Genomic DNA, 11,561 nt, shown 5'->3' with positions numbered 1-11,561 from the left:
CGCGGTCAGACGCGGGTGAGCGCGGCGGCGCCGAAGGAGACGTCGAAGCGGTCGCACCAGATGCTGACGCTGGTGTACGCGCCGAGGTCGGTGCCCGCGGGCAGGGCGTAGTTCTGGTCGCCCTTGTTGCCCTTGAGGCTGCCCAGGCTCAGGTGCCGGCCGTCGTCGAAGACCCGCCAGCCGGCCACGCCCTCCTTCACCGGGGCGTCGGTCAGCCATACCCGGAGGTCGGGACCGTTGCTGGTGTCCAGGTTCTCCAGGCGGAGGGTGTGGGAGCCGTCGGGGAGGCGGAGGATCCTGACGGTCCCGGTGGTGTGGTGCTCGTGGCTGATCAGTTCGCCGGAGGCGACGGTCTGCGGCGCGGCGGGCGGGACGGCGACGGGCCCCGTGCCGGGCGTGCCCGTTGGGGCGGGGCCGGTCGGTGCGGTGGCCGTCGGTGCGGTGGCGGGTGCGGCGGCGGCAGGCAGGGCCTCGCGCACGATGTCGTCCACCCAGAGCTTCCACGGCTGGAACCAGGCCAGCCCGACGCCGAGCACCAGCGCAGTGGCGGCCAGGAAGGCACCGATGACTCCACGACGTGACACCCTGCTCATGCGCTTCTCCCCGGATCGAATCGTGCCTGGTGGTGGCCTGCTTCCATTCAACGCGCCCCGCCGACGCGCGTCCCGGGCCGAGCCATGACGATTCGCTTACGTCACATCTCCAGGAAGCCTGGACGGCCGGTGCCACTGATTCGGCAGCGGTCCCGTCTCGTCGGTGCTGTCGTCGAAGGCTCCGCCGGTGAGGACGGGTACGGTCGCGCCGGCATCGAGTTCGGTGGCGATGGCCACGTCGTCGGCGAACCCGCTCCGGGTCAGTTCCCTGCCCGAGGAACCGGCGGCCACGGCGCTGACGACATCGGCGGTCTGCACGAAGCAGCCCCGTGCGGCGGCTGCCTCGGGAGACAGCGGGCCGACGCCCCGCGACTCCAGCGCGTCGATGATCGCCCCGGCACCCAGCAAGTCCTCCAGCGCAGGTCGCAGGCTTCCGTCCGGCCACCGCTCGCCGGCGGCGATCACCACCACGGGGCGTTGCGCGGTCCCGTAGTCGTGCCGGGCCAGCCATCGTCCGACGGCAGTGGCGTTACGCAGACAGCCCGCCACCACTGTCGCATCGCCCGCTGCCGCGGCGATGGCGGATCCGTTGGGAGAGGGCAGCACGAGCCGGGGGGTGAAGGGGGCATTCCGGAGCGCTGCCGGAGACAGCGACCACGGTGCGGCCGAGGTGGCAGCTCGCCGCCCCACGGCCAGTGCCGCCGCCTTGTTCCGGGCAAACGCGACAGCCGTCTCGTCGCGCCAGGCATAGGGAAAGACCTGGGTCCCTGCTTCGACGGCGACGGTCACCGATGTCGTGAACGACAGCACGTCGACCACCACCAGGCAGGCGGCGTCCTGCGCCATTTGCCGGGCGCCGATGGGACCCCACTCGAAGCGGACGCCGTGTTCTGGCTGCAGAAACCAGTCGCTCATGGTGTCGAGTCTAGCGCTGGCTGATCAATGAAGAGCACGAGTTCATGAACATGCCCCGCCGCTCGGCCCCCGCCGGCTGCCGGCTCCGCAGCAGCCCTCACGCTGGAACCCCACACTCGGCCGTGCACCCTGCCCACGTGGTGCGGCAGCGGTTCCGGGCACGAACGCAGGTCGCGATCGTTCCCGGATCCGTCCACCGATGTCTGTCATGACGTCAGCGCAGGTCCCGGTGCTCGTCCTCGGTCACCGTCGGGGCGACCGGAGGGACGACCACGCGGCGGCGGCGGAGGATGCTCGTGTAGACGGCCGTGCCGATGATGCCGACGGCCATGAAGATCAGCCCCACCAGGTCGAGGTCGACCCCGTCGAGCTGCCAGTCGGTCGCGAAGGTCAGTATGGCGCCGACGGCGATCAGGATGATGCACACTCCCAGACCCATGGTTTCCTCCCTTGCCGGGTCGGATGCCTCTCGCGTACCCCGGTCCTTCGTTCTCATCCGCGGCGGCGTGCGAAGGACGGTGGCCCGTAGCCGACTTCGGTGGTCCCGGGGGGCTCAGTCCGGTGGGGTGGTGAGGGTGACCAGGTGGTCGACGACGTCGGTCAGGGCGGCGCCCCGGCGGCGGGCGGCGCGCTGGCCCTCGGCTCGGCCGCCCTGCGTGCGCAGGCGCGTCCAGAGGTCGTGGACGAGGTCCGTGTCGCCGTGGCGGTCGAGTGCGGGACGCAGCCGGGACAGGAGGTCCTCCACCTGGGCGACGGCCGGGGTGAGGCGGCCCGTCGCCGGGTCGATGCCCTTGCCGGTGACGCCGTCGCGCGCGGCGCGCCAACACGCCGCGCGCAGCAGCGCGTCGGAGGGCCGGAGGGGCGGTTCTCCCGCGTCGACGGCGGTCAGGGCGGTGGCGACCATGGCCCTGACGATGCCCGCCAGCAGGACGGTGTCGTCGGCGGTGGCGGTGGCGTCGGCGGCGCGGAACTCGAGGGTGGGCAGGTGGTGGGAGGGTCTGATGTCCCAGTACAGGCCGCCGCGGTCCAGAAGGGTGCCGTTGGCCAGCAATCCGCCGACGAGTTCCTCGAAGTGGGGCGCCGACGCGAAGTACGGTGGCGGGCCGGCGACCGGCCAGCGGCCCCAGGTGGTCGTGCGCCAGCTGGCGTAACCGGTGTCCCGGCCGCCCCAGTACGGGGAGTTGGCCGACAGGACGATCAGGAGCGGGATCCACGGACGCAGGTGGTTGCTGACGCTCAGGGCGGTCGCGAGGTCCGGGACGCCGACGTGGACGTGGCACGCGCAGGCGATCTGTTCGTCGTCCAGGGCGCGGAACGTCTCGGCGCTGCGGGAGTAGCGAGGGCCTTCGGTCAGCGGCGGTGGGCCCGGCGGGGCGAAGACCGGGGTTCCGGTGGCGATGACGCCCAGGCCTCGCCGCGCCGCGGCGCGAGCGAGGGACTGCCGGGTCGAACGGACCTGGTCGGCGAGGTCGGCGAGGCCGGTGTGCGGGTCGGTCCTGGTCTCGACCTGATAGCGGGTGAGCTCGGGACCCACCCGGTCGCCGAGTTCGCCGGCCGCTTCGGCCACCACCTTCTCGGCGTCGGCGCGCAGTTCGCGCGAGGCCGGGTCGACCAGCAGGAACTCCTCCTCGACACCGACCGTGAGCGGAGGCGTGTCCGGGTCCGACGGGCGACTTCGGCTGTGGCGGCGGGGGCCGGGTGGCGGAGTGACGGCCGGCGTGTGCCCTGTACTCGTCATGACGGCATGCTGGCACGCGGGACGACCGACGGGCAGAAGGCCGGGACGCCCTTGGCCGACATGGTTCGTCCGGGCCCTGATCGGACCTGCCGGCCGGCTCGTTCGCCACCCCGCCGGCCCGCTCGCGCCACCCCGCCGGTCGGTTCGCGCCACCCCGCCCGCCCGCTCCCCCATCCACCCGGCTGCCGGGCCTTGGCCGGGCAAGCCGGCGGTCAGGCATGCGGGCAGGCGGCGGAGGGAGAGCGGGCGGGCCGTCGCCGGCACGGGACCTGCCCCCATCCAGGTGAAGCCGGTCCGTCCTCTCAGCCCGCCGGATGGCTCGACACGACCTTGCCCTTCTCGTCGGCCGCCAGATAGCCCACCGCGCTGTACGCGTTGATGAGGTAGAAACGCATCGTGGGACGGTCCTCGTTGAAGGTCCAGCGGTCGACGATGACGTAACGCATCGACGGGTCGTCCACCTTCAGCTCGCCCTCGCCGCGCCGGATCAGCGCCGGGAGCGTGTCCCAGGCCATGGCGGAGACGTCGACGGGGCGGTCCTCCGGGTCGCTGCCGCTCATCGTCCCGCCGGGTCCGGTCCTGCGGGCCACGCCGTCGCGGAACTCCCACCGGTCGTACGTCTTGGCGCCGGGCCGGGTCGGGATGGAGGCGAGCGCGTACTCCTCGTAGACCGTGAGCTCCTTCATGGACGTGCTTCCGGACGCGTCGCCCAACGCCTTGACGACGGCGCGAACGTTCGCCGGGGTGAGCAGGGTTCCCTGGGGTGCGGGCGTGCCGGTGTCGGTGGTGCCGGCACCGCCGGCACCGGTCGGTGTGCGGCTCGCCGCGGAACTCGCGGACGCCGGAGCGGACGAGGCGCCGCCCTTCGCCCGGGTGCCGTCCCCGCCCTCGCCTTCGCCGTCCGGGAGCAGGTTCACGACGCCCAGCACCGCCGCGCCCGTCAGCACCACGGCACCGGCGACCAGAGCGACGCGACGGCCGGTACGGGACGGGGCGGACCGTCCGTAGCCGCCGGACGGGACGGTCGGTGTGGCCCAGGGCGTCGCCGGGCCCGGCGGGCCGGACGGAGCGAGCGGGCCGGGGGTTCCGGGCGGGCCGTAGGCCGGGTGCGCGTACGGCGCGCCGAAACCGGGCACGGCCTGAGGCCCGGCCTGAGGTGCCGCCTGCGGCGTGACCGGCGGCGTGACCGGAGGTCCGGACGGCACCGCTGCCGGCGGCGTGCCCGCCTCGGCCTCCGCGAGCAGCCGGTCCAGCTCCGCACCGTCCGGGCGTGCCGCCGGGTCGCGGACCAGGAGGCGTTCGAGCACGGGCGTCAGCGGCCCCGACCGGACCGGCGGCGGGATCGGGTCGTCGAGCACGGCGACGACCGTCGCCAGGCTGGTCGCGCGTCGCAGCGGATGGTGGCCCTCGGTCGCCACGTACAGGAGCATGCCGAGCGACCACAGGTCGGAGGCCGGGTTGCCCTCCTCGCCGCGCACGCGCTCGGGTGCGATGAACTCGGGCGAGCCGATCAGGTCGCCGGTGGACGTGAGCCGCTGGGTCGCGCCGTTGACCGCGGCGATGCCGAAGTCCGTGAGGACGGCGCCGCCGTCGGGCCGGAGCAGCACGTTTGCGGGCTTCACGTCGCGGTGCTGGATGCCGGCGGCGTGCGCGGCGCGCAGTGCGGACAGCACCTGGCGGCCGAGGGTGATCGCCTCGGCGGCCGTCATCGGGCCCTCGGCGAGCCGGTCGTACAGCGAGCGGCCCTCGACGAGTTCCATGACGATCCACGGGTGGGAGCCGTCGCCCGGCTCGACGATGTGATGGATCGTCACGACGTGCGGGTGGGAGAGCCGGGCCAGGGCCCGGGCCTCGCGGACGGCGCGCTCGCGCAGCTGGGCGGCGAAGCCGGGATCGGCCTCCGCGACCGCCGGGTCCGGCGGCCGTACCTCTTTGAGGGCGACGTCCCGGTCAAGGGCGACGTCGCGTGCCCGCCACACCGTTCCCATGCCGCCGCTGCCCAGTCTGGCGACCAGCCGGAACCGCCCGTCGACCAGTGGTCTGCCACCCTCACTCGTACTCATGGGCGGCATCGTAGGCGGTTCCGGTGACACCGCCGCACCGGGTCGGCGGTGGGCGGTGCCGTGCGGGTCGACGGGGCTACGCCGTCCTGCCCTTGGCGTCGTCCTCGCCCGGCAGGCTGTCCATGAACGAGCTGACCGAGAACACCGCGCGGCCGGGGCCGGCCGGGCCGTATCCGGGCGGCGAGCTGAGGCCGTGGGACTCCATCGTCGCCCGGTAGGCGTCGAGGAGCCGGATGTGGTACTCGAGCGGCGCGCCCGCCGGGTTGGCCTTGCCGAGCGGGGTGGTGGGCTCGGGGCACCAGGTGGTGAAGCGGGGCGTGATGCCGCGCGACATGAAGTACTCCAGGCCCTCGGTGGTGGAGGCGATGGCCTCGTCGACCGTCGTGAAGCCGAAGGGCTCGGCCATCTCCACGCCCGCCACGAAGTTGGGGATGACGTTGCGGGGGCCGAACACCTCGGCGGAGTCGAGGATCCGGCGGTGCCACTCGTCGCGGCCGACGTACCGCTCCTTGCCCGGGCAGTACAGCTCGAACAGGCGCTTGTCCCACACCTCGTAGTTGGGGTGGTAGATCTGGATGCCGTAGTCCTTGAACCGCTGGACGTCGGCCTTGGGCAGCGCCTGGGCGACGACCTTGCCGATCCAGCGTCCGGGGAAGCGCTCCTCGATGGCCTGGGCGTACTGGCCGTAGAAGTCGGCCTCGTCCTTGCCGGCGACGCGGGAGGTGACGGCACCGCCGGTGAGGGTGTACGCGGTCGAGGCGCCGGTCGTGTCGTACTTGTCGATGATCGCGAGCGCCTCCAGCACCTCCTCGACGTCCTTCACGCCGGTGTAGGGCCGGCCGGCGGCCTTGTGCTGGCGCCAGTTGTGGTTGATGTCGCAGTACTGGCACTCCTCCTTGGCGCCGAAGTACTGGCAGACGCGGAACACGGTGAGGTAGATGAGGTAGCCCCACTGGATGGTGGGTGCCACCTCCATCACGGACTTCCCGTTGGCGAGGGTGTGGCGGTAGTACTCGGGCATCGGCGGCAGGCCGACGTCGGCGATGCGGCGGCCGTCGAGGTAGAGGCCGAGCATACCGTCGTCGCCCGCGGCCACGCGGTAGGGCGAGGCCGGGTTGACGCGTACGGAGACGACGGTGCGGCGCAGCTCGTACGGTCCGCCGGTCAGCACGATCTCCTCCGGCGGACGGCGCAGGGCGGCCTGGCCGAGCTCGGGCAGGGTGCGGTGGTCGAAGGAGAAGATGAAGTACGACTTGGGCTTGACCTCGCCGGCCGCCTCGTCGCCGGAGTCGGTGAGGGCGGAGTCGTCGAAGGCGATGCCGCCGCGCAGGAGGTCCTCCTTGATCACCGCCTCCTTCGGGACGTGCGGGAAGCGGTGCATGAGGTCTTCGACCTCGTCGGTGCGGCGGATCATGCGCGAATACATCTCCTCGGTCGTGCGGTCGCGAGCCGGGTGGGCCACCGACCACCCTAGGACGGCGCCGGCGGGACCGGCATCCGACCCCGGTCGCACGCGCCGTCGGCCGCGGGGCGGAGGCCCGGCGGGGCGAGGGCGCCGGCTGGCCGCGGGGCGGGGCCCGTCGGCGTCCCGGTCGGCGCCCGTCCGCCGTCCTGTCGGCCGCCCGTCGGCCGCCCCGTCAGCCGCCGAGGACGACCTGGTGGCCGGTCAGCTCCAGCTCGAGGCCGTCCGGGTTCGAGCGGGCGGCGGTGAAGTCGATGTTCCTGGGCATCGGCACCCGCCAGGTGTAGGTGCCGGCGCCGAGCTCGGGGACGCGCAGCTGGAACTCGTCGGCGGCGACCGCCACGGTCGCGGGCGTGTCGATCTTCCGGCCGTCCCAGGTCCCGGTGATGCGCAGAGGCGCCGACTGGCTGCCGCCCGTGCCGCCGGAGCCGGCGGGGGCCGGTGCGACGGTGAGCGCCCCGCCCTTGCCGAGCAGCCGGGAGACGACGCCCGAGAGGTCCTCGTAGCCGATGGTGACGCGGCCGTTGACGAGGTTGGCGCCGGCGCTGCGCGCGGTGAACGAGGGCGCCGTCAGGTCGTACATGTCGAGGCTGAGGCTGCGGATGTTCAGATGGTCGCCCTGGGCGTTGACCGTCGTGTTGACGGAGAAGTTGCCGGCGCTCAGGGTCACGTGGTCCAGGCTGAGGTCAGCGGCCTGGGTGAGGAAGGGGAAGCCGTGGATGGACAGCTCGGTGAAGCCGTTCGTCGATCCCGCTCCGTAGCCGTACTTCTCCGTGGCGAGGGCCACGGCCTCCTTCTCGGCGTAGTGGACGGCGATTCGGTCCACGGCGACGAAGAGTCCCGCCAGTATCACGAGTGTGATCGTGAGCACCTTCACCCAGCGGCGTTTCATGACGCTGTTCCCCCCGTTCGGGCCGGTGTCCGCCTTCTGCGGGCACCGGCCCGGCCGATCCTAAGCGGTGCTCAGAAGTTGCCGTAGTTGACCTGCCAGGTGGGCAGGCCCATGCGGCGCCAGACGGCGACGACCCGGTCCCGGTCGTCGAGCGAGACGCGGACGGCGTAGCGGGAGCGGACGTGGGTGTCGAACAGTTCGGCCTTGACGAGGTCGTCGGAGCGGCCGTCGCCGGACGCGCGCATCCACAGCTCGTCGTACGGCACCTCGTGCCGCGCGAGCCAGGCCTCGGTGATCTCCCGGTGGTCCTCGCTGCGCCCGGAGAGCAGCACGATGCGGTCCTGGTGGGAGGCGCGGAAGGCGCGCAGCGCCTCGCGGACGGGCAGGTTGAGCAGGTCGATGTCGCAGCGCGTGAAGTCGTACGGTCCGCGGTCGCCGCGCAGCGCGAGGGTGCCGTCGATGTCGCACAGGACGGCGGCGGGCAGCGCGGGGTCGGGTACGTAGGGGGTCACGGCGGGCCGGTCGTTGAGCCAGTCGCCGGTGAGCCGCCAGCCGCCGCGGACGGCCTTGGCGTGCTTGTCGGCGAGGATGCGGATGATCTCCTCGCCGACGGGACGGGCGCGGGCGGCGTCGCGGCGGACGCACTCGTCGACGGGCACGTCGGTGAAGTCGTGCACGACGAAGGTGGCCTCGCGGCCGGCGACGGCGGCCTTGAGGCGCTTGGGGATGTGCGGGGTGAGGTGGGTGTTGTCGACGACGACGTCGAAGCCGTCGTCGACGGCGGCACGGACGGCCGCGTCCTGGATGCCGAGCACGGTCTGCTCGTGGACGTGCGAGCGGCGTCCGTCGCCGGGCAGGTCGAGCATGGTGCGCAGGTCGTCGAGGTTGACGCGGCGCATCCGGCCCTCGGACCGCTCCTGGAGGGCGCGGGCTGCGGTGGTCTTGCCGGAGGCGGGCAGTCCGGTCATGACATGGACCACGGGCACGGTCAGTTCTCCTCGTCGGTGGTGAAGGGGTCGGCGGTCTCGGGGCGCAGTTCGCGCCAGACCAGCAGGTCGGTGCGGCGGCCGTCGAGGCGCAGGAAGAGGGCGGAGCGCAGCCGCGGGTCGGGCAGCGCCCTGGCGGCCCGGGCGAAGGCGCCCCGGTCGTCGGCGAGGTGGGCGAGCGAGGCGTAGGCCTCGTCGATGACCTGCTCGCGGGCGGCGAAAGAGTACTCCAGACGCTCGATGACGGATCGCACCCAGGCGTCGAACTCGTCGGGCACCTGCTCCAGGAGCGCGTCGAGCGGCCGGCCGCCCTGGGCGCGGATGCCGTCGAGCTCGGCCAGGGACAGACCGAGGCCCTGGGCCAGGACCTTGGCGGAGGTGCCGGCGAACCGCTGGATGCCGTGGCCGCGCCAGACGTCGCGCTCGGTGACGCCGGTGAGGACCTTGTGGAGCCGTACGTACTCGGAGATCTTCGCCTTGGCGCGGACTCCGGACGCGAAGCGCAGCACGAAGCCCTCGGCGTCGGTGCCGGTGGCCGGGCTGCCGTCGGGCAGCGTGCTGGTCGCCGTGAGCTTCATCAGGGCGTCGAGCGCGATCGGCGGGTGCACGGTGACGACGGAGCCGATGCCCTGCCAGGCGGGCGCGGCCTGGGCGAGCGGCGTCTCGGTGCCGTCCGCGCCGAACGCGGCGAGCAGCACGAGGTCGCGCCGAGCGCCGTAGTCGACGACGATCCGGTTCTCGGGGTAGACGATCTCCGTCAGGTACGTCGTCCCCGGGACGAGCACCGAGGTGTCCGCGGCGTCGAGGCGGCGCTGCGCCCAGGTGGCCTGGGTGCTGACGAAGGAGCCCTTGGAGGCGACGTGCCAGCGGCCGTCGTAGTGGAAGACGACGCCGAGGCTGCCGTCGACCTTCTCGTGGACCTCGAAGGGCTCGTCGGGGAGCTCGGGCGCGTAGGGGCGGCCGCTCTCGTGCTCGGAGACGTTGAAGAACTTGGGCAGCGGGAGGGCGACGATCCGTCCGGTGCGGTCGTCGGCGACGAGGCCGCGGCACCGGGTGGTGACCTGGTTCCAGACGGCTTCGTACTGGCAGGTCCGGGTGTACGTGTACAGGGACAGCGGCAGCGTCGGGTGCCGCTTGCGGGTCACGTGCCCGGATGCGATGGCCGCCGCCAGGTCGTCCGGCGGCAGCAGTGCGTCGAGAGTCAGGTCGGCCTGGCTCATGGGTTCCTCCCCCGTGTTTCGAGGAGGCTCATTCTTGTGTCCCGTGGCGGCTCCGACCAGCGAATTACCCGTCCACCGCGGTGTCCGGCATGCGAACCCGGGACCGGGGGCGGGTGCCCGTCCCCGTAGACTCCCCGTTTCGAAGGACGTCGCAGAAGGCCGAGGAAGCGAGCGCAATGAACTACGCGGACACCACCGCCCCCATCTATGCCGAGCTCATACGGGAGCAGGGTGACGTCCCCGGTGACGTACGCCGGACCGCCGAAGAGGTGCTGCGTGACCTCAGCCGCGTGATCCAGATGCCGCCGGCCGGGCTCGGTCAGGCCGCCGGTGCGCCGATGCAGTAGGCGTGTCCGCCGCTGAGGACGGCGGGGCGTGGGACGGACGCGTGGTATACCACGTTGGTATACAAAGTCGGCGTCCGTCTGATCACCCCAGGAGGCCCCGTGCCGTCCCCTCAGCTCCCCGCCGGCGCCGCCACCGCGACCGTGTTCCGGAACGTGCGTCCGCACGGCGGCACGGCCGTCGACCTCGTCGCCGTCGCCGGGGTCCTGGTGGACGCGGTGCCGGACGGAGCCGTCGTGGAGACGGTCGACGGCGCCGGGCTGATGGCGCTGCCGTCCCTGGTCGACGCGCACGTCCACCCGGACAAGACCGCGTGGGGCGAGAGCTGGCACGGCCGCCGGGCGGCCCGGGGCATCGCCGATTACGTGGCGGGTGACGTGGAGCTGGCCCGCGCGCTGCCCACGCCGGTGGGAGAGCGGGCCTACCGTCTGATGGCGCACGCCGCGGCGCAGGGCACCCGGGCGATGCGGGCGCACGCCGACGTGGCGCCCGCCTTCGGTCTTGCGGGTCTGGAAGGGATCGCCGAGGCCCGGGAGCGGCTGCGCGGGATCGTGGACGTCGAGCTCGTCGCGTTCCCGCAGCACGGCGTGGTGCGCACGCCGGGTGTGGCGGAGTTGCTGGCCGAAGCCGCGAAGAGCGGACTGATCACGCATCTCGGCGGGATCGACCCGGCCGGCTTCGACGCGGGCGGTGGCCCGGAGGCCGGGGACGGCGACCAGCTGAGCACGGTGTTCGGGCTGGCCGAGCGCCATGGCCTGGGCCTTGACATCCATCTGCACGACCGGGGCGAGACCGGTCTCGGCCCGCTCCGGGACATCGCCGCCCGCACCAAGGCGCTGGGCCTCCAGGGGAAGGTCGGCGTCGCCCACGCCTTCGCGGTGGCGCAGCTGTCCGGCCGGGAGCTCGACGAGACGGCCGACCTGCTCGCCGGCGCGGGTGTCTCGCTGACCACGGTGGCGCTGTCCTCCGTCACGATCCTGCCGTTCCGGCGTCTCGCGGAGCGCGGCGTGCGGGTCGGGCTCGGCTCGGACGGCGTACGGGACAACTGGAGCCCCTTCGGCAACGCCGACATGCTGCACCGGGCCTGGCTGGCCGGCTGGGCCCTCGACGCCCGGCTCGACGAGGAGCTGGAGGCCTGCTTCGCGCTGGCCGCGCACGGCGGGGCGGAGCTGCTCGGGCTGCCCCGGGCGGACCTGCGGCCGGGGGCGCCCGCGGACTTCATGCTGGTCGAGGGCGAGTGCGTGCCGCAGGCCGTGGTGGACGTGCCGCGACGTGAGCTGGTGGTACGGGCGGGCCGGGTCGTGGCCCGCGGCGGCCGCCTGGTCTGAGCCGGCGCGGGCCGGGAGA

General features: G+C 73.2%; 11 protein-coding genes. 2 read left to right on the top strand and 9 right to left on the bottom strand.

Annotated elements, in window-relative coordinates:
- Positions 1-5 precede the first annotated feature (5 nt).
- The 9 genes from ESG85_RS26470 to ESG85_RS26430 all read right to left on the bottom strand — a co-directional run bounded on the left by ESG85_RS26470 (position 6) and on the right by ESG85_RS26430 (position 9,869).
- Positions 6-593 (bottom strand): DM13 domain-containing protein, encoded by a 588-nt coding sequence (locus ESG85_RS26470; RefSeq protein WP_128983486.1) that lies wholly within the window; start codon positions 591-593, stop codon positions 6-8.
- Positions 594-689: 96 nt separating this feature from the next.
- A complete protein-coding gene (locus tag ESG85_RS26465; protein ID WP_128983484.1) occupies positions 690-1,508 on the bottom strand; it encodes a 2-phosphosulfolactate phosphatase in 819 nt (272 codons plus the stop codon).
- A gap of 214 nt (positions 1,509-1,722) precedes the next feature.
- Positions 1,723-1,947, bottom strand: coding sequence for a DUF6458 family protein (locus tag ESG85_RS26460; RefSeq protein ID WP_128983482.1), 225 nt, complete (start codon positions 1,945-1,947; stop codon positions 1,723-1,725).
- 114 nt (positions 1,948-2,061) lie between these two features.
- Positions 2,062-3,246 (bottom strand): carboxylate-amine ligase, encoded by a 1,185-nt coding sequence (locus tag ESG85_RS26455; protein WP_128983480.1) that lies wholly within the window; start codon positions 3,244-3,246, stop codon positions 2,062-2,064.
- A 302-nt stretch (positions 3,247-3,548) separates the two neighbouring features.
- Positions 3,549-5,309 carry a serine/threonine-protein kinase gene (locus ESG85_RS26450; protein WP_246095296.1) on the bottom strand — a complete coding sequence of 587 codons (1,761 nt, stop codon included), beginning with the start codon at positions 5,307-5,309 and terminating at the stop codon, positions 3,549-3,551.
- A gap of 76 nt (positions 5,310-5,385) precedes the next feature.
- Positions 5,386-6,723, bottom strand: a complete 1,338-nt coding sequence (locus ESG85_RS26445; RefSeq protein WP_128983478.1) for a radical SAM protein — start codon at positions 6,721-6,723, stop codon at positions 5,386-5,388.
- A 223-nt stretch (positions 6,724-6,946) separates the two neighbouring features.
- Positions 6,947-7,663 (bottom strand): LmeA family phospholipid-binding protein, encoded by a 717-nt coding sequence (locus ESG85_RS26440; RefSeq protein WP_246095295.1) that lies wholly within the window; start codon positions 7,661-7,663, stop codon positions 6,947-6,949.
- A gap of 71 nt (positions 7,664-7,734) precedes the next feature.
- Positions 7,735-8,649, bottom strand: coding sequence for a phosphatase domain-containing protein (locus tag ESG85_RS26435; protein ID WP_246095294.1), 915 nt, complete (start codon positions 8,647-8,649; stop codon positions 7,735-7,737).
- A gap of 2 nt (positions 8,650-8,651) precedes the next feature.
- A complete protein-coding gene (locus ESG85_RS26430; RefSeq protein ID WP_128983476.1) occupies positions 8,652-9,869 on the bottom strand; it encodes an RNA ligase in 1,218 nt (405 codons plus the stop codon).
- A gap of 176 nt (positions 9,870-10,045) precedes the next feature.
- On the opposite strand from ESG85_RS26430, the gene ESG85_RS35130 reads away from it, so the two are divergent.
- Positions 10,046-10,216: a hypothetical protein gene (locus tag ESG85_RS35130; RefSeq protein WP_164986320.1), complete on the top strand. Its 171-nt coding sequence runs from the start codon at positions 10,046-10,048 to the stop codon at positions 10,214-10,216.
- Between the two features lie 99 nt (positions 10,217-10,315).
- Positions 10,316-11,542: an amidohydrolase gene (locus ESG85_RS26425; RefSeq protein ID WP_246095293.1), complete on the top strand. Its 1,227-nt coding sequence runs from the start codon at positions 10,316-10,318 to the stop codon at positions 11,540-11,542.
- Positions 11,543-11,561: the final 19 nt, after the last annotated feature.

It is taken from the genome of Streptomyces roseicoloratus (assembly GCF_004117935.1).
In the GTDB taxonomy this organism is placed as follows: domain Bacteria; phylum Actinomycetota; class Actinomycetes; order Streptomycetales; family Streptomycetaceae; genus Streptomyces; species Streptomyces roseicoloratus.
Note: the sequence above shows the minus strand (reverse complement) of the source record. Positions and strands in the feature narration are given on the sequence as shown.